This window comes from Chitinophaga sp. 05T412 (assembly GCF_056396465.1).
In genome coordinates this window covers 351690-371513 of the sequence record NZ_JBFTLN010000001.1, presented here as the reverse complement: position 1 = coordinate 371513, position 19824 = coordinate 351690, and the positions used below count along the sequence as shown (strand labels likewise).

The 19824-nt window shown below is 42.3% G+C and carries 13 protein-coding genes; 11 read left to right on the top strand and 2 right to left on the bottom strand.

Translation table 11 applies throughout. The features are described 5' to 3' along the window. The first annotated feature begins 52 nt into the window (after positions 1-52). Genes AC1DFM_RS01410 through AC1DFM_RS01390 form a run of 5 tightly spaced genes read left to right on the top strand, consistent with a single transcriptional unit; the run spans position 53 to position 9222 of the window. Positions 53-1276: a lanthionine synthetase C family protein gene (locus AC1DFM_RS01410; protein WP_477074939.1), complete on the top strand. Its 1224-nt coding sequence runs from the start codon at positions 53-55 to the stop codon at positions 1274-1276. Positions 1277-1298: 22 nt separating this feature from the next. Next, positions 1299-2513 (top strand): erythromycin esterase family protein, encoded by a 1215-nt coding sequence (locus tag AC1DFM_RS01405; protein ID WP_477074938.1) that lies wholly within the window; start codon positions 1299-1301, stop codon positions 2511-2513. A gap of 12 nt (positions 2514-2525) precedes the next feature. Next, positions 2526-5693 carry a lantibiotic dehydratase gene (locus tag AC1DFM_RS01400; protein WP_477074937.1) on the top strand — a complete coding sequence of 1056 codons (3168 nt, stop codon included), beginning with the start codon at positions 2526-2528 and terminating at the stop codon, positions 5691-5693. After that, a complete protein-coding gene (locus AC1DFM_RS01395) occupies positions 5690-7882 on the top strand; it encodes a peptidase domain-containing ABC transporter (protein WP_477074936.1) in 2193 nt (730 codons plus the stop codon). The genes AC1DFM_RS01400 and AC1DFM_RS01395 overlap by 4 nt, the downstream gene beginning before the upstream one ends. Before the next feature lie 8 nt (positions 7883-7890). Next, positions 7891-9222: a beta-barrel domain-containing protein gene (locus AC1DFM_RS01390; RefSeq protein WP_477074935.1), complete on the top strand. Its 1332-nt coding sequence runs from the start codon at positions 7891-7893 to the stop codon at positions 9220-9222. On the opposite strand, the gene AC1DFM_RS01385 is transcribed toward AC1DFM_RS01390, so the two are convergent. Together AC1DFM_RS01385 and AC1DFM_RS01380 are read right to left on the bottom strand one after the other, a co-directional pair. Continuing rightward, positions 9211-9864, bottom strand: coding sequence for a hypothetical protein (locus tag AC1DFM_RS01385; protein ID WP_477074934.1), 654 nt, complete (start codon positions 9862-9864; stop codon positions 9211-9213). The two genes, AC1DFM_RS01390 and AC1DFM_RS01385, sit on opposite strands and share 12 nt — an antisense overlap. 68 nt (positions 9865-9932) lie before the next feature. Further along, positions 9933-10544, bottom strand: a complete 612-nt coding sequence (locus tag AC1DFM_RS01380) for a Crp/Fnr family transcriptional regulator (RefSeq protein ID WP_477074933.1) — start codon at positions 10542-10544, stop codon at positions 9933-9935. Between the two features lie 286 nt (positions 10545-10830). Between AC1DFM_RS01380 and AC1DFM_RS01375 the strand changes: the two genes are divergently transcribed. From AC1DFM_RS01375 to AC1DFM_RS01350, 6 genes are all read left to right on the top strand, one after another. Next, positions 10831-11409 carry an RNA polymerase sigma-70 factor gene (locus AC1DFM_RS01375; RefSeq protein WP_477074932.1) on the top strand — a complete coding sequence of 193 codons (579 nt, stop codon included), beginning with the start codon at positions 10831-10833 and terminating at the stop codon, positions 11407-11409. A gap of 101 nt (positions 11410-11510) precedes the next feature. After that, the gene (locus AC1DFM_RS01370; protein ID WP_477074931.1) at positions 11511-12485 is read left to right on the top strand and encodes a FecR family protein; all 975 of its coding nucleotides are present in this window, start codon (positions 11511-11513) and stop codon (positions 12483-12485) included. A 141-nt stretch (positions 12486-12626) separates the two neighbouring features. Next, positions 12627-15995 (top strand): TonB-dependent receptor, encoded by a 3369-nt coding sequence (locus AC1DFM_RS01365; RefSeq protein WP_477074930.1) that lies wholly within the window; start codon positions 12627-12629, stop codon positions 15993-15995. Positions 15996-16006: 11 nt separating this feature from the next. Further along, positions 16007-16855, top strand: a complete 849-nt coding sequence (locus tag AC1DFM_RS01360; RefSeq protein ID WP_477074929.1) for a hypothetical protein — start codon at positions 16007-16009, stop codon at positions 16853-16855. Between the two features lie 14 nt (positions 16856-16869). Then, the gene (locus AC1DFM_RS01355) at positions 16870-18573 is read left to right on the top strand and encodes a hypothetical protein (protein ID WP_477074928.1); all 1704 of its coding nucleotides are present in this window, start codon (positions 16870-16872) and stop codon (positions 18571-18573) included. Between the two features lie 265 nt (positions 18574-18838). After that, complete coding sequence (locus tag AC1DFM_RS01350) at positions 18839-19651, top strand: alpha/beta fold hydrolase (protein WP_477074927.1); 813 nt, start codon at positions 18839-18841, stop codon at positions 19649-19651. The last annotated feature ends 173 nt before the right edge of the window (positions 19652-19824 follow it).

Genomic DNA, 19824 nt, shown 5'->3' with positions numbered 1-19824 from the left:
GAGATTTTATCTCTCCCTTTTTCTGTTTCATTCTAATAGTTCATTATTTCAAATGAAGGAAAGTGTGATATTATCGGTGTTGGATGATAAGTTGATGAAAATAGCCACCTCTCTGCAAAGGAGGGAAGGTAACTTCTCTGATAATTATTTGTTAACCAGCGGACTGCCAGGCATTAGCTTATTCTTTTATTATTATGGTAAATATGCGAATGAGGAAGCATTGCTGAATCAGGCGCAAGAATATTTTGAAAGAAGCTTTTACGCAATTGAAGACTTTCAGCAAACCATTAAAGGAACTACCCTTTATGGAGGATATACCGGTATTTTATGGGTTTATCAGCATTATATCAATCAACAATTTATTGCTGCTGATGAAGATAGTAAGGGTGTTTTCTCTTTTTTTGATGAGATGATTGAACAGGAGTATGAGCGGGAAGCTCTGATGGGAAATTATGATTTGTTGTATGGGTTTATTGGATATGGTGTTTATCTGTTGGAAAGAAATGATATTGAATCACAGGCGGTGAAGTTGAATAGGCTGGTAGATCTGTTGGAGCTTTCGGCCGTAAAGAAAGATACAGGAGTGGCCTGGGTGGATCGTTTTGAACGACAAACGAATGTTGATGGAGAGCTGATCAATTTAGGTTATGCACATGGAATACCCGCCATCATTACTTTTCTATCCTACGTTTACCAGGTTACAAAATATACTAAAGCCGCCCGATTGATGGAGCAGGCAATAGGCTACCTGCAGTCTCACGAATTGCGTCCACCGGCGGAAAGTTCGTTTTCGTATTACGTATTGAATGATGAACCCTTTGAATATCCCAGCAGACTCGCCTGGTGCTATGGAGATTTAGGAGTAGGGTATGCCATATTGAAGGCTGGAATAGCTTTAGGTAATGACGACTATCTCTCATATGGAGAAAATATATTGAAAAAGTTAGCGGTGAAGCGTATAGAAGATCCGGTGACAAGGGTAAGAGATGCCTGTTTCTGCCACGGAACGGCAGGCATTTCTTATATCATGCAAAAAGCATTTAAGTATACAGGAAGTGAAGAATTATACGAAGCTGCACAATATTGGTTGTCAGTCACACTGCGCATGATCGGCGAAGATGGTAGCTGTGCCGTGTGGTCGTATCTCGACGATAAGAAAGAATGGGAATTCAGGCAGGAAGAGGGTTTATTGGAGGGGGCAGCTGGTGTAGGACTCTGTATACTGCAGCAGGTATATCAGGAAGATACAGGGTGGGATGTCTGTTTTATGTTATAATAAATCTTAAAAGTTCCAGACAATGAAGCAAATATTTTACTTATTCGGTATGTTGTTATCTCCTTTGATGCTGGCTGCGCAAACAAATGTGTCAGTTATTACCACGAATAACCCCGATAGTATAAATTTTTCTGACCTTTCATTCCTAAAGGAGGTATTGAAGGATGTACAGGTGATAGGAATGGGAGAGCAAAGTCATGGTGATGGTGCAACTTTTGACGCAAAAGTAAGGTTGATAAAATACTTGCATGAAGAGCTGGGCTATAACGTTATTGCCTTTGAAAGTGGTTTATATGACTGTACAAAGGCGAACGAGCTGATTCAGGCCGGCGCTAATGCGGAAGAGTATCTGCCTAAGGCTGTATTTAGTGTATGGGATTGCAAAGAAGTAAAGAAGCTGGCGACTTACATCAATGAAACCCGGAAAAGTCAATCTCCTTTAATATTTAGTGGATTCGATTGCCAGGTAGGTGGCAGTCTGGCCAAACAGGGGTTTATAGCAGATGTTAACAAGTTTATCAGGGAGCTGGAAGTGAAAACAGGAAAGCAACTGATAACAGATACAATAGCGGTAAATGAAGCGCTGAGAAAAGCCATTAAATTTTCTAACTTCTTTACAAAGCTTTCTTCAACAGACACCACGGTGTTATCGGAAACGTTTACCAATGTTTTTAAAGCGGCTGATGGCCTGGCTGATAAAGATGCCACAACGCAGTACTGGATCAGAATACTTAACTCCCTGAAGGTGGATTACAGAAGGAAATTCGAAAAAGGTAGCCTCAGAGATGAAGTGATGTCTGAGAATGCACTTTGGTTATTAAGAGAGAAATATAAGGGACAAAAGATAATGCTGTGGGCAGCATCTGCTCATCTTGCCTATCATGTAAACCTGGTAGATGATAAGTATCTTTCGGAACATGTTACCATGGGGGATCAGCTAAAGTGCAAACTGGGGCCCGCGTTTTATAGCCTGGTATTTACTTCTTACCGTGGTAAATCAAAGGTTGGATTTCTTAACCTGAAAGTCGACAAACCAGCGGAAGACGGCATAGAGCCCTTTTTCTATAGTACCGGTAAGCCTTTCTTATTTGGCAACCTCCGGGGAAAATCTCTTCCCGGGCTTTGCGATCACGCTGGGAATACAAAAATATTCGGTCATAAATCACTAAAGATGTCATTGTGTGAAATGGCTGATGGAATATTTTATATTGAGAATATGTATCCGGCAACTTATTAACCATTTTTGATTATGGCGATGAATTATGATGGTTCCTGGTATAATCTGAGAGTGCCGGTTTTTCCATTCGAAAAAATTCAATATCTAAATACATTATTCACCCGGTATCATGAAGATAAAGATACGCTGATAGAGATAAAGCGGGTTTTTAGTGATACGCTATTTATCGAAGCCGTTTATATCAGCTCTGTTGAGTTGTACCATGAAACGCAGAAATGGCTGAGCGGGACGGTGAAAAATGAAAAAGACGAGTTAAAGCTGCTAAATAGCCTATATAGGTATTACATACGGATGTGTACCAGGGCCACACCTTTTGGCTTATTTGCAGGCTATAGTAACGGTCGCTTTTCTGACACAGACAGTATCGTTATATCTCATGAGAAGCTGGTAAGGCACGTCCGACTTGATTCTCAGTACCTCGCAGCACTTGTATCATACCTGGTAGAAGCCTATCAATTGGCTGATCACCTGGTATTCTATAAAAATAATACTATTTATAAGGCGGCGGGAGAGTATCGTTATATTGAAACAGAGGATATCAGCCATGTCATAAACTATAAAACGAGTGTAGTTGAAAAACATGATACACTTGAATTTATCCTGGAGGCCGCCGCTCAGGGTCGTACCATTGCACAGCTCGCCACATTATTATGTGACGATGATATTACCTATGAAGATGCAAGGAACTTTGTACACAGTTTGATTGCTGCGCAACTGTTGACCAGTGAATTCAACTTAAATGTAACTGGGTTGGATTATTTAACCTATGTTACCGGAAGAGTCAAGGAAATCAGCAGCACTATCGGGCATCCACAGCTAACGGATTTGTGTGCTGTTTTGGAGGAGCTTTCCACGCAATTGCAGCATGCCGACAGCATCGCTGCTTATGAAAATATAGTTCATCTGCTGAAGAAGATTAAAGCAGATACTTCTTCTAAGAAATTATTGCAGATAGACACTTCTATCCCCTGCAGTGAAAATCACTTAAAGAAAGAACGGATTACTGCGTTAAATAAACTGGAAATATTGCTCCATTTGAATATCGCAGGGGATAACAGAAACCTTGAAGTGTTTAAACAAAAGTTCCAGGAGAAATATGGCGACAAAATAATGCCGCTTGGAGAGGTACTGGATGAAGATATAGGAATTGGCTATGCCACCGATGCCGGCAAAGCGGTAACAGATCAGCCATTATTAGAGAATATTCATTTCAGATCAGGTAAGAGGCAGCAGGAAAGTATTTCCTGGACTAGTTTTAAGCAGTATAAACTTAGAAAGTACATTCAGGCTATCGAACAGAATAGTAAGATTATTCTTACTACGGAGGAACTGGAACAATTAACCAAAGATACTTCTTATCATCTGCCGGATGCAGCTTTTATTCACGGAGTGATTATTCCTTCGGCGGAAAGCAACTCTTCAGAAAAGTTCTTGTTGCTAAATTATGGGGGAGCTTCTTCCGTAAGTATTATTTCAAGATTTTCTCATCGGGAAAAAGATGCACAACTCATTGCAGAAAGTATCAGGGAAGAGCAATCGCATTATCCGGACGCCATCTTTGCTGAAATTGTTCATCTGCCGCAAATTAGAACAGCTAATATTTTAACAAAGCCGGATTTTAGGGGGTACGAAATTCCTTATTTGTGTAAGTCGCTACTGCCTGTAGCACAGCAGATTCCCCTTGATGAGATATCCGTTTTTGTAAGAGAAGATGAAATTTTCCTATGGTCTAAACGGCTTAATAAAAGAATTTTCCCCAAGCTCACGAGCGCGCACTTTTATTTGAATAGTGAATTGACTGTTTATAAGTTTTTATGTGAACTGCAATCGCAGAAGTCGTCACAAGGCTTTGTATGGGATTGGGATATATTACAGGAGCAGCCTTTCCTCCCAAGAGTAGAGTATGAAGATGTTATTGTTAGCAGGGCCACCTGGAATCTAAAAAAAGATAACATCACCGATATGGCATCGGATGCATGCAGGAACGTTGACAGTTTTAAAAATTGTCTGCATCAGTTGCATATTCCCCGGCATTGTGCAGTAGTGGAAGATGATAACGAATTATATATAGACCTGCATGTTCCGATGGGGGTAGATATAGTACTCCAGAAATTAAATAAATATGGCGCTGTTAAAATAGTGGAGTTCTTATTGGCAGCAGATGGGTTATTGGTTCGGAATAAAGCAGGTGAAGCTTTTTGCCATGAGGTAGCTTTTCCTTTGAACAGGATAAATAAGAAAGAAGGGGATATCGCAGTGGTGCTGAAAACAAATGATGTTACGGATATGGATGAAACGGCGCCAGAAAGTACCTTTCTGGTGGGGAGTGAATGGTTGTACGTAAAAATTTATTGCGGAATTGCGATGGCTGAAAAGCTATTACATACGGTTGTTAAGCCATTTGTTGAAGACCAGTACCGGTTAGGGAGAATCGAAAAATTCTTTTTTATCAGGTATAATGATCCTGATCATCATATCAGGTTGCGATTTCATAACGCAGGGCATCCGGAGTTGTTAATGCACGTATTGACGGATTGGTCTAAAGTCAGCGAGGAATGGATTAAAGCAGGTGTTATAGCAAATATCCAGGTGGATACTTATAAAAGAGAAATCGAACGATATGGAAAACAAACGATTACTTTTTGTGAAGAATTGTTTGCTATAGACAGCCTGGTGGTTTTAGAAGCGCTGGCTGTTATAAATGAGCATCCGGATGCTCATTCCAGATGGTTATTTGCGGCGATGTATGTGAATGCGTTATTGGATGTCTTTAAGGTTGATTTGGCCGAAAGAGTTCGCATGCTCGGGCATATCAGAAACTCATTTTTTAAAGAATTTGGAGGAGAAGCGTCATTAACTCATCAGTTGAATGATAGCTATCGTAAGAAATATGGGTTACTTAAAGCATACTTTTCCGGTGGTTCAATGGGAGAAATGTATGATTTTTTTGCCGCTATTGTTAAAGATAGGATAGAAAAGATGGAAGGTGTTGCAACGGCCATAAATGCTAAAGCAGCTGGTGATCCTGCTCTTTTTATCTCCATAGTATCAGGACTTATACATATGTTTATTAATAGAGTTTTTACCAGCCAGCAGCGAAAAAATGAATTGGTGATATATCATTTTCTGCATAAGTATCATCAGTCAGTTTTGTCTTTGGCCAAGAGAGCAGTCGTATGAGTTTTCCCTATTTTATTCAGCACGATGCGATGGATTGCGGTCCAACTTGCCTGCGCATGATCGCAAAGTATTATGGGAAGGACATTCCTATTATCAAAATAAGAAACCTTACTAATATTGATAGGGAAGGGGTTTCTTTATTGGGCATGAGCGAGGCTGCCGAAAAGATAGGATTTAAAACACGGGGTGTGAAAATCAATTTTGAGCAGCTGAACAATGAAGTGATGTTGCCATGCATTCTTTATTGGAAACAGAGCCACTTCGTTGTTTTACCTCCTCAAAATTATAAGGATGGGAATAGAAGGAGCAAAATATTAATTGCTGATCCCAGCCACGGATTAGTTAAAGTTAGTAAAGAAGTATTCCTGCAAAACTGGGCTGGAGATCAGCAGGAAGGCATTGTATTACTATTGGAAACCACACCGGAATTTTATGATCAGGAGGAAAGCAGTGGGGCTAAAGTATCCTGGGGAACCTTGTTCTTCTACATACGCCAGCACAAAAAATATTTTTTCCAGATAATGTTGGGGCTCATTTTGGGTAGTTTGCTACAACTTATATTCCCTTTTTTAACACAGAGTATTGTTGATACCGGCATCAATACAAAAAATCTGCAATTCATTTATATTATATTGGGGGCGCAGATGATGCTTTTCTTTGCCCGGACAGTGGTTGATTTTATAAGAAGCAGGCTCCTTTTGTTCATCAGTTCAAAGGTAAATGTTTCTTTATTAACGGGGTTTTGGTATAAATTAATGAAGTTACCATTGTCCTATTTTGACACAAAACTTACGGGCGACATATTACAACGCATACAGGACCAACATAAGATTGAACAATTTTTAACCGGAGGAAGTCTGAGTGTGTTTTTCTCGGGTATTACTATCGCCATCTTTGGGGTTGTTTTATTGGTGTATAATATTCCGGTATTTGTCATTTTTGCAGCTGGTAGCACGCTTTATTTCCTGTGGGTTAAATTATTCCTTAAGTATAGAAGAGAGCTTAACTATAGGCAATTTGCCATTGCTTCTCTTGAAAATGCCGCTACCCTGCAATTGATACATGGCATGCAGGAAATAAAACTCAATAATTCAGAAAAGCGATTCCGTTGGGAGTGGGAGCATCTGCAGGCGCAGTTGTTTAAATTAAGTTTTCGTAATCTGTCGCTCAATCAATATCAACAGGCTGGTGCACTTTTTTTTAACGAAGGAAAAAATATACTGATCACGTTTTTTGTGGCGAAGTCGGTTTTGGATGGTCAACTTACACTGGGCGCCATGCTGGCTATTCAATATATCATTGGGCAACTGAATAGTCCGGTGGAGCAATTGGTGGGGTTCACCCAAAATCTGCAGGATGCAAAAATAGCGTTGGAGAGATTAAATGAGATCCACGCAGAAGAAGAGGAAGAGCCCAATAACATCAGTTTTGTAAATGATCTCCCGGATAGCAAGGAGTTGAATATTTCTAATCTTCATTTTAGCTATCCTGGAAGTGCGGGCCAGCCTATCTTTAACGGCATTCATCTTACGATACCTGCACAAAAAGTAACCGCCATTGTAGGTATGAGCGGGAGTGGTAAAACCACGTTATTAAAATTATTATTGAAATTTTATGATAATTATAAAGGAGATATAAAAACGGGGCAAAGCGATTTCCGGTATATCAGTCCGCATTTTTGGCGAAGCAGATGTAGTAGCGTTATGCAGGATGGTTATATATTCAATGATACCATCAGCCGAAATATTGCCGTTTCAGAGGAAGTGCCGGATAGGAAAAGGTTGATCTATGCCTGTCGGATCGCCAATATTTTACCATTTATTGAATCGTTACCATTGGGATTGAATACTAAGATTGGGGTAGAGGGAAATGGTATCAGCCAGGGGCAGCGCCAGCGTATACTTATTGCCAGAGCTGTTTATAAAGATCCCGATTATATTTTTTTCGACGAAGCCACGAATGCACTCGATGCCAATAATGAGCGGATAATTATGGAGAACCTGGATAGGTTTTTTAAGGGGAAAACGGTAATTGTGATTGCTCATCGGCTCAGTACTGTGAAAAATGCAGATAAAATAGTGGTATTGCACCAGGGACGGATTATGGAAGAAGGGAATCATCAGCAATTAACAGATAAGAAGGGATATTATTACGAGCTGGTGAAAAATCAGCTTGAATTGGGAAATTAAAGCACATAATGTTTCAGCAGGAATTAATACCAATGGAGGAAAATAGCCAATTGAGCATAACGGACGGCCAGTCGCCAATGGAAATGTCTTCCGCTGTAGAGGAGATTATCTCGTCTAATCCCGGGTATTTCGTCATGTATGGTACCAGCATTATGCTTGCTATCATTATGTTGCTTATTGCGGCTACCTGGTTTATTAAGTACCCTGATATAGTGTTAACCACAGCAAAACTAACTACTATCAATGCACCTAAGCCCATTGTGTCTAAAGTGGCGGGTAAACTCATCCATCTGTGGGTCCCCAATGAATCAGTAGTGACCGACAGTAGTATCATTGGGGTGTTAGCATCTACTGGTGATGTAAGGCAGCTGCTGCAACTTTCGGGGTCGCTGGATGCAGCATCGGTACAAGTTACAGCTGGAAATTATGTGGAGGCGTTAAGGTTACTGTCAGGGCAATACGCGCAACTGGGGGAGGTGCAGCCAGCTTATCAGATATTCGTACAGGCATTTTTACAGTTTCAAAACTATATGGCAGATGGTGTCTTTCTTAAGAAAAGGAAATTATTGGAGAATGATTTATTTAATCTCGGGCGCAACCATCAAAATCTTTTGCTACAGCAGGAATTGTACCGACAAGATCTTTCACTCACCAATATAGATTTCGAGGCCAATGAGCAATTGTTAAAAGATAAAGTGATTTCGGCGCAGGAGTACCGCGATCAAAGCAGAAAGCTGATTAATAAAAAGCTGACGCTTCCTCAGGTACAGTCGGCAATCATTAGCAATGAAGTGCAGCAAAACGATAAGAAGAAGGAGATGCTTGAATTGAATAGCCAGATAGCCAGTCAGCAAGTTCTTTTTATGGAGGCGCTTAACAACTTAAGGAGTAAGGTGAATGAATGGAAAATGCAATATCTGTTGATCGCTCCGGTAAATGGTATGCTCATCTATAATGGTTTCCTGCAGGAGAATGAACAGGTAAAGGCAAACCAGGTAGTGGCTTATATATCTTCCGGCAATACCAGTTATTATGTGCAGGTATTGATACCACAGGAGAATTTTGGTAAAGTGATGGTGGGGCAGAAAGTACTACTGAAATTTCCTTCTTATCAATGGCAGGAGTATGGCAGTGTGGAAGGTAGAATCAGCTATATCTCTAAAATAGCTACGGATAGTGGTTATATGGCAAAAGTAACTTTACCGGACGGTTTAAAAACAGATTATCATCAGCTTATTCCGTACCATGATGGACTGGTGGCTACCGCAGAGGTCATTACCAATGATACGCGCCTGCTGGAACGATTTTATTCCAGCCTTGTCAAGAATTTAAGCAGGTAAAGGAGAGGTAATCAATTGTCTGATTGCCGCCATATGCGAATACAATACCAGCGGTACCAGGCAGCCCGGCAACAGCATAAAAGGGAAATAGCCAATAGCGAAAGGCGTTGTGGCGGATGATTGTATTGAAATAGTTACAATATTCAATAGCAGCGCCAAACTAATCAGGTTCCAGAGAATGAGAATCGTCCTGTTCAGCCGCCCTTTCACAATTCCCCAATACCATATAAACGGGGCCGTTAAGCCGGAGAAGATATCGAAATTTCTCCCTTCAAAAGTCATGGCTGCCGGAATAGCTTTGTGAAGAAATAGCCAGTATAAAACGATCTCCACTGGTATTCTGATAAGATGTAACAGCGTTAACGTTCCCAGGTGCAGACGATCAATAAAGCGCCGGCCGGCTGGTGTGGCAAGGAGTGTCAGCAACAATAGTACGGGTGGTAATGCCAGTAATAGGAATCTGGGAGGTAGGGTATTGATGGTATAAAAATTATTCATACCCAACACCGATTGAAAAATAACCCAGGCTGAAATGATGATTAGTAACCGCTTCGAATAATCAGCCGCTTTGTAAAATAGTCCAATGGTGGTAATCACTGTTAAAATGAAAACAGCATACACGTAAAACGGTAAGGTTTGCATGGATCTGAGATTTAGTCTTCCATACAAAGAACGACTATCGCTGTAACAATCTACTTGTCAAATGGCAACTAATGATTATCTGCCTGCTTTTTTGAGAACTCTCTGCGGATACGGCTGAGGGAGGAATCAGTAATGCCTAAATAAGAGGCTATGTACTTGAGGGGTACGTACTGGAATATTTCTTTACTGGTATTAATCAGGTCGCGATATCGTTCTTCTGCAGTTTGATTAATAAGAGAAAGCGTTCTCTTTTTGTAAGCAGTAAATTCTCTAACGAGCATGGCGCGGCCAAATTCGCGAAACTCCGGTACCGAATGGAATAATATATTTAGCTTTTCGATGGGAAGAAAAAAGCCCTGGCAGGCAGTAATCGCTTGTATATTTTCCATTGATCTGGTTCTGGAAAAAAGGGAGGTAATCTCTGAAACGTGACCGTTTTTGGTGAAAAAATAAGTGGTCACTTCTTCTCCTTCCGTGTTGTCTACAAAGATGCGCATAAAACCATCTGTCATGAAAAAGCTGCCGGCACTTATCTGTCCTTCTTTCACAAACAATTCATTTTTATCGAAACTTTTAGGTTCAAAATAGCTGGCGATATCCTCCAGTACCTGCCTGGAAGGAGAAAGGGGAGAAGCCGAAAGCGTATCCCGGATAGATATAATGAGTGGTTCCTTATCCATTTGGTATTAAATATAAGTAGATTATTGGTGACTGCTTATTCAGGTAGATAACTTCAATTCTATCTACCTCAATTATATGAAAAATACTATTACTGTTAGTCTCCATTTCACTGCAGCAATACGGCATCCTATTTTCACCATATTAGGATTTGATTTTTAATGATGGCTGTCGTTGGCGGCCAGCAGTTAGCAGCTGGCCACTAATTGTATAAAGAATTACCATCTTTTCCATATCCTTAACTATTTACTAACATTAGTTTCTTTTTTTTGCCGCGGATTTGTAAACATGCATCCTCATCAGCCGCACGATAATAACTATTCCAACCCAGCCTCCGGAAATACCGGGCAATTACACCTGTCCCTGCAACCCGACCCCGCCGCAGTAACGTTTAACCAGATTTTCTTGGCTACCAGAGACAGAATGTACCAGTTTGTGAAGAAGCTCACCCAGGATGAAGCTGATATAAAGGATATTGTACAGGATTGTTATGTCAGCCTTTGGCAGCATATGCCTCAGATAGATCTGGAGCAGGATGTATTGCCGCTATTGTTTACCTATGCCCGTAACCGTGTGATCGACTATCTCCGCAAAAAAGCAACCCGGCAGCAACTCCTGCAGGAATGGCAACCTGCACATGCCGATGAAACGCCCACGGAACAACTACTCGATTATAAAGAACGGCTGGAACAGCTACAGGTGTCTATCAATCAACTGCCATCCCACCGGAAAAAGATCTTCACCCTGGTAAAGCAAGATGGATTTTCACATAAAGAAGTAGCAGAACAGCTGGGCATTTCCACGGCTACCGTTAAAAAACAAATCGGTCTTTCACTGCGGTTTCTTAAAGAACAATTACCCCGCTGATCTTTCCAATGTTACCAAAAGGTTAACTCGTTACTTTCGCTTACTCCCTTCTTCCCGCACATACGTGATATAGGCAATCATCAAAATAAAAGGTTGTCGCAATGGCCATAGACCGCTCACTACTGGACCGTTTTATTCATCATCAATGTACACCGGAGGAAACGGAGGAAGTATCCCGTTTGCTGCAGGAATCGCCGCATTTGCTGGATGATTATCTGCAGGAAATGTGGAACGAAGAAGTGACGACACGCATGCCGGACGACATGGTACAGGCCATTGCCACGCACCTGCAACTGGATGCGATGGACGCTGTTGCACCGGCAGTGAATAAGCGAAGATACTGGATCGGTTGGGCGGCCGCTGCGGCAGCCGTATTGTTGTTACTCTGTGCAGGTGGATGGTTATTACAACAACGGAGTAGTACACCACGCAACAACCTGTTGCTCGTGACTACTGCAGCGAAAAATTACCAGCTGGTATTACCGGATAAAAGTACCATATGGTTGAAAGCTAATACCCAATTGGCTTTTGATACCATTGATTTTGGTAAGTCCACCCGTACTATCACTTTATTGAGTGGAGAAGCTTTTTTTGATATTGCACCCGATGCCGCGCATCCTTTTGTAGTGGTAAGTGGCGAGGTGCAAACCCGGGTGCTGGGCACCGCTTTCAGCGTACGTCACGCATCAGCGAAAGAAGTGTTGGTAACGGTGTCTGCTGGAAAGGTAGCGGTAGATCATCATCAGCAACAGCTGGATGTATTGTTGCCCGGTAAGCAGATAACAGTGGATCAGCAAACGGGGCGTTTCTCGGAACAGCAGGTGCGGGTATGGCTTGCCGCGGCATGGAAGGAATCCCGGCTACAGCTGGATAACGCCAGCTTTTCCGAGCTGAATACCGCCATGGAAATAATGTATGGGGTACACCTGGAAACCAATAAGGACAAGGTACGTCGTCAAACGTATAATATCCTGTTGAACAAATATATGCGGGTGAAAGAAGTGGTGCAGGTATTGGGACAGCTGAACAGCTTGGCATATAAGCAATTAAATGATACTACATTCTTAATCTATTAAATAAAAGCGCAGAAAAAATTTTACAACCAGTGAAAAATAAAAAGGACACCTGTTGAAGCAGATGTCCCCGAATAAGGCATGAAACAGGGTTGCAGCCCGTTGCATTGTTGCTCTCATTACTTTTAAAACAAAGTCAAAATTATGAAAAAAAATGTTCTTAAACGCATGCGTTTAAGCAGCACTGTATTGTCATGCATAGTGCTACTACTGCTAGCACTGGCAACAAACACAGTAGCACAAAACAAGTTACAGCAAAAAGTAACTATCAGCTTTAGTAAGCAACCACTGGGAAAAGCCTTACTGCAATTGCAGGAGCAATCTAAAAGCTATTTTGCATTTCCGGCAGATGTACAACGCTATAATGTACCTGCCGCTACATTCACTCAGACGACACTTTCTGAAATATTAAAGGCGCTGTTAAAAAATACGACACTTAGTTTTAAAGAAGAAGGCAACTATATCATTATCGCATCCGCTAAACCAGTAGCCGACAACGATGCTGGAAAGGGCGAAGGACAAATACGCGGACGCGTGGTAGATTTTGAAACGTCGCAGCCATTGCCTGGTGCAACAGTACTGGTCAGTGGAAGTAAGATAGGTACGCAGAGTAATGAGAAAGGTTTTTACGAATTCCAACATCTGCCTGCGGGCAAATATACACTGGAAGTCCGCTATATTGGCTACTCTCCATCCATTTTAAGCAACGTGAGTATCCAGACCGGTAAAGAAGTGGTGATGGATGTGAAAATGGAAATCTCCAACAAGCTCAATGAAGTGGTGGTAGACGCCGGCCCGCGTAAAGTAAAATCGGTTACCCACAGCACGGAAGCCCAGTTAATTAGTGAAATACGTGGTGCAACGGGTGTGGTATCCGGTATCTCCAGTGAACTGATCACCAAAACGGCGGATAGAAATGCGGCTGAAATTGTAAAAAGAATATCCGGTGTAACGGTAGTAGATGATCGTTTCATTGTGGTACGTGGTATGAATGAGCGCTATAACCTTACTTATCTGAATAATAGCCTTGCTCCTTCTACAGAACTATATAGTAAAGCGTTCGCTTACGATCTGCTGCCTGCCAGTGTGATAGATAAGATTCTGGTATACAAATCACCCGTGGCTGATTTGGTGGCAGATTATGCCGGTGCTGCGGTGAAAGTCACCACCAAAAACGCCATGCCGCTGAAGCATTTTGATATAGGGCTGCAATTTGCACATCGGGAAGGAGCTACTTTCAAAAATAATATCGGCTATAACGGGGGTAAATACGACTTCCTGGGATTCGATGATGGCGGAAGGAAGTTGCCTTCTTTTTCTCCCGGTATTTTTGAAAGTAACCGGCAGGTAACCAACGTAAAGCAATCGGAGTGGTTAAAGGCGATGTCACCTGAGTTGGGGTATGGTACCCGGTATAGCTTACCTGATATGCAGTTGTTTGCCAATTACTACAATAGCTGGAAGATAGGCTCCGCAAAACTCTATGATCTCACAGCAGTTACCTATACCAAAGAAACAACAGGATATGATGTGTATACGCAGAAGGGAAATCTGGATCAACCTTATACTGGTAAAGGAAACGGTAACGCAGGAGGCAGCGTATTGGATAACAACAAAATCGGCAATGGACAGCAGTCTTCCGAAAATGGAAAGATTAATATCCTGGAAAATCTTACGCTGAAGTTAAACGACCGGCATCAGCTGTTTTTACAAAACTTTTTTGTGAATGATGGTCGCCGCTTTACCAGTGTTAATACCGTACATCCTAACGAACCCAAAGGCGTAGGTTATAATATCAATCAATACCGGACAAGAGATATTGTACTTTCCTTTCAACAAAGAACCTTATATACGGGACATCTGGGCGGGACACATGTGTTGGGGAACAAAAAGCAGCATACCCTTGAGTGGAATGTTGGTTATACCTACGATCTGCAGAATGTGCCAGACCAACGTATTGTTCATTTGAATAACTACTGGCTGGCAGATGATACCACCTGGAGGGCCGTTCCTACTGGTTACCAGGGGATGATTACCCGTTTGTATATCAAAAACCGGGAGCAGATTTACAACGGCGCCATAGACTATACTTTCCAGGTTCGTCCTAACCTCTCCCTGAAAGCAGGTACTTATCATATGTTTAAATTAAAACAGGTAGGGCGCCGGTTCTTTCGGATAAACAGAGCCGGACTTTCTAATGATCAATTTGCCCCTGTTGGTGATGACTTGGGTTGGTATAATGATCATGGAAATATTGATCAGCAATTGCTACGCTTTAGTCAGCAGGATCTGTCTAATGTATGGAGTGCCAGGTATTTCAAGGACGATAACACCGGCCTGGGAATTAATGATGCTACTGGTCCTGTAGATGCTTATGTAGGCAGTGAGCAATACCATGCTGGCTACATCATGGGAGACTGGAAAACAGCGGCGGAAAAGCTGGTGTTGAATGGTGGCTTGCGTCTGGAGTATGATCATCAAAGGTTGTCTGGCGCCAGGGAAGCGCTGAATGGCTCCACCAGTTTACAGCCTATTTATATGAGTCGCGCTAAAACGGTATTGTTACCATCTGTGAATGTCAGCTATTTGCCTGGTTCCTCACTGGTATTCCGGGGTAGTTATGGCCGTACCGTGAACCGGCCGGATTTCCGGGAGTTAACGCCTTACAATGATTTCGATTTTCAGAACAGCGAAACCGTGATAGGTAACCCACAGATTGTAACCGCCGTGATAGATAACTATGATGTACGTGCGGAACTATATCCCAAAAAGAATAAAAGTGAAGTGCTGAATGTAGGATTCTTTTATAAGCACCTGCAAAATCCGATTGAGCGGATGCGTAGGGAAACCACTGCTTCTACCTATGGCCTTAATCTGAATTTTACCAATATTAATTATATCAATTCTGTGAGTGCGGAAATATATGGGGTGGAAGCAGAAATAAAGAAAAGCCTGTCTTTTCTCGGCGGAAACCTCTTCCGTCATTTTTCGGTGGTGCTGAATGGCTCATGGATAAAGAGCAGTACCATTACGCATGGTTTTACCACCATTTATGTGGTGGATAGTATACAGAAGAAAGGAGGGCCATTGCAGGGGCAGTCTCCTTATGTGGTGAATGCAGGGCTGTTCTATGAAAACCCATCTACTGGTACCAAAGCATCATTGGTATATAATGTCAGTGGTCCCCGCATTTATGCAAAAAGCCAGCGCACCAAATCCGATACACTTTGGGAAGATAGCTATATCCGCCCTGATCTGTTGCAGTTACCTATGCACTTGCTGGACTTGTCTGTTACCCAGCGTATCGTGAAATCATTGCAGGTAAAATTCAGTGTACAAAACCTGTTTGATGAAAGCTATCGTATTGTGGAAGATGAGAATTACAATCAGCGATATGATGCTGAAAAACTTAAGAAACAACCAGATGGCGGAAAGCTGTGGAAAGGGGATAACATCTATAAAAGATATAAACCGGGCCGATATTGGTTGTTGCAGTTTACTTATTCATTCTAAAAAAAAGTATCATGATTACATATATCCGGAAAAAAATATGGCAGCCATTGCTGGCCTTCAGTTTACTGGCAGGCAGTCTGCTGCCCGCTTGTAATAAACAGGTAACGGAGTTGCCCGGTTCAGAGAGAGGAGGTATATTTTTCTACAATGCATCTACTGCTTTGTTGGGAGAACTGAATTCACCCAGCAGAAGAAGCGCTAACTATATATTGATCGATAGCAAGGATAGTAACTATGTATGGGATGCAGATAATATATCCATACACCCGTATTTCGATGGTGGCAGCAGTAAAGCTATCTTCTATCCGGATATGGTCGGCGGCTGGCCTACTTTCAAGCCGATACCAACAGGAACGCATACATTAAGATTGTTGGATAGTTCCCGCTTAATTCTCCTGACGGATAGTGTGAAGATAGACAGGCAGTATCCGGCGTTGGTATTTTATACAGACAGCTGTGGTGATTTCCGTAGCCTGGTCACAACAGATCCTTTTACGCCGACAGATGGCCAGATTGGTATGCGGCTCATTAATCTGAGTCCTGGGAATGGAAAGTATTTCCTTACGATCAATAAAAAAATTCCGGCAGAACTTCCCGCAGCCACCCAATATGGTGATCATACCGGTTATATTCCGATGAACGTTACCCGGAAAGATACGTTCTCTATAAAAGTGTTTGCTGTTTCCGACAGTTCCAATGCCTTGTCCAGGTTGTCTTTGCCTGTATTCCCCGGACATGCCTATACGTTATTAATAAGTGGTTATCCGGAGAATCATCCTGACGCTTACAAAGATCCGCGTACAGGCAGAATAGTATCGTTACAAACAAATTTTGCTATTCAGGCAATAAAAAATTATTAAAACACCTTTGCAACATGAGAAGAATATTTTCTATTCATATACTCACTTTGAGCTTTTCTTTCCTTCTGTTATTCAATGCCTGCCGTAAAGTGGATGAGCATAAAAAAATGGTGGATTCGCAACCCTGGCTGGCGGATCAGTATCCCCTGAGTAAATATGGTGTTGCAGAATGGCATTACCCATCGGCATGGGTAGTGGGGGATACGGCTATGTTGATCGGAAAGTTCTTTTCCAACCAACCGGGAAGTGAGATCCGCGTAGGTGGCGTGCCGGTAAAACTGGTAGACCACATAGAAGTAGATCCCAATAATCAATATAATACACATGGTATTCCGTTGGAAACAATGGATGTAGTACGTTTCGTGATCACTAAAGAGATGGGCATTGGCCCGGATAGGAAGATAACCATTTCAGCCAATGGGGTTACCATTGAAGGAACACCATTGACTATCAGAGATTTTGCAGCGAGTATCGGCCGTACAGATACTACGCTGGTGGTAGATAAGCTGTTGCACTGGATGCCGGAGAACGCCAATGTACTTACGCAAAAAGGGTATGCTTTTGTACGCAGTATACACTGTGACAGGAATGGAACGATCTGGTTCGATAATCAGTTAAGTGTGAATGAAGTCATCAGTGGTCAGGTGAATAGCATACTCAGTGCCGGCGATAAGGTAACAGATGATAAGGGTACTGTTTTAACCATTCAGCAGATATTAGGGAGTGCTATTTCCTTTGACGGCAATACCCTGTTTTTTTCTATGGAAGACAAAGAACCATCCACTGATACGGTTGATAATTATATATTCCGGTTGTGTAAGATGGATGTGCCCAGTAAACGAATTACTACCATTAACCGCACAATGGTGTTTAAGAATATGGCGTCTGTTAATGAAGATCCCGCGCCATTTCAGGGAAGTATTGATCGCCTGAAAATAGTCGCGATGTTCCTGAATACCGATCTGCAGGATAACCTTATCTATACAAATTATTATGCACCACGGAATAGTTACATGGATCGTTCAGGCTGGATGTCCAGTATTAGTAATGGAAAGCTTAATAACGAAACGGGTGGGTACAATGTGGCATTTATCTGCCGTATGGATATCACAGGCAAAGTGACCCCGCAAATAGATGGAGGTTATCTTGATGAGGACAATGTACCTTCGATTCCTGCGCAAGGTGTGCATATGATGACCACCTTTGGTTGGGTAGATCCCCGGGGCAGGTATTTATACGGATTAGCCAATGTAGACGATTACCGGACATTGATCGTGAAATATGATTCACAGGAAGAAGACATTGTCGCATCTGTTAAAGCTAGTGCAATGGCTTTCAATTTTCACTCCTATGATACCGTGCCGGCTACTCATGGAGAGGGGTTGAGAAGTCTTTCGGTGCTCGATTGGACAGGTATATCCAGATCTTTTAATGTAGCAATGGTAATATCCGACGGGTCGGTTTTAGCCCAAATGGGAGCCTCATTATATGCTTATGATTTAGACCAACGTACGGTATACTGTTATGCAGGTGTAGAGAATGCCTGGCCCTCATCCCCGGCGCCGGGACAAGACAAACTCACTGGTAAAGCCAAATGGGTGGATTTCACTGGTATTGGACTGATAGGACAGGATAAATCAAATGCAGTATATTTTTGCAGAGGAGCGAAGACTACTGATGGGGTTGACTTCTATAAGTTGTATTCGCCAGGAAAATAGTAGGTATTATTAGATGCTTCGATAAAAAAGGACAGACCATATTGATGGTCTGTCCTTTTGTATTTATAAAAGTGAAAAACCTGAAAACTTACCGAAGAAACCTCTGTTTTTGACTTGTGGGAGCGCTACGCTGTGATTAGCTTTGCATAAAACAAAGATGAACAACAATAGCAAACACACGGTCTTCCTGGCGCTTACGCTGATCTTTACAAACATACACGCAGCATTCAGTCAAAGCCACCAACAAGCCTCAAACAATCCGGTTATGACACACACTACCACACAAAACAGCAAAACCGATATACAATATTTTAAAACCGGCGACGGCGTTAAGATCGCTTATCAGCTGGATGGCGCCGCAGATAAACCCGTACTGGTACTCGCCAATTCTATGGCCACCGACCTGCATATGTGGGATGACCAGATCCCTGCATTTACTAAATACTTCCGCGTACTGAGGTTTGATACCCGCGGCAGCGGCGCCTCCGACGCACCAGAAGGGGATTACTCCGTGGATAGAATGGGTATGGACGTGATCAACCTGCTGGATGCGCTTCATATTGACAAAGTAGATTTCCTGGGCCTATCATTGGGAGGATGGATCGGACAATGGATGGGTATACATGCTTCTGCCCGCGTCAATAAACTGGTATTGTCCAATACTTCTTCTTACCTGGGTCCTGAAAAATTCTTTAATGAGCAGATTCAAAACCTGCGCGGTGGCGGCAGTCTGGAACCTTATGGCAAAATGTTTATCCACAATTGGTTCCCGGAAGATTTTGATCCGGCAGCAGTAGCGAAATTTCGCAATATGGTGCTCTCTACACCTCGTCTTGGCCTGGCCAGTACATTTGCCGCCGTGCGGGATGCGGACTTCCGCCGGACCATATCACTCATTACCGCGCCCACGCTGGTGATCGGAGGAGTCAATGACAGAGCCGTACCCGGAGAACACAGCAAATTGATAGCACAAACGATTCCTCATTCGAAATTGGTGATGCTGCCTGTTGTTCACATAACAAATGTAGAAGCAAAGGAAACGTTTGAAAAAACGGTGTTGGATTTTCTGTTGAAGTAATGGGTAGATGTATATTTTGTACAGCAATGGAATAATGTAGTGGATTTACAACCCTGGAAACGGCGACATTTTTATACCGTACTGTTGTTGTTGCTGATGGTGGCGTTATTTGTGGTGTTTTCCCCGGAGGGGTTGGCAGGGTGATATTGATCATACAACCTACCAGTACAACG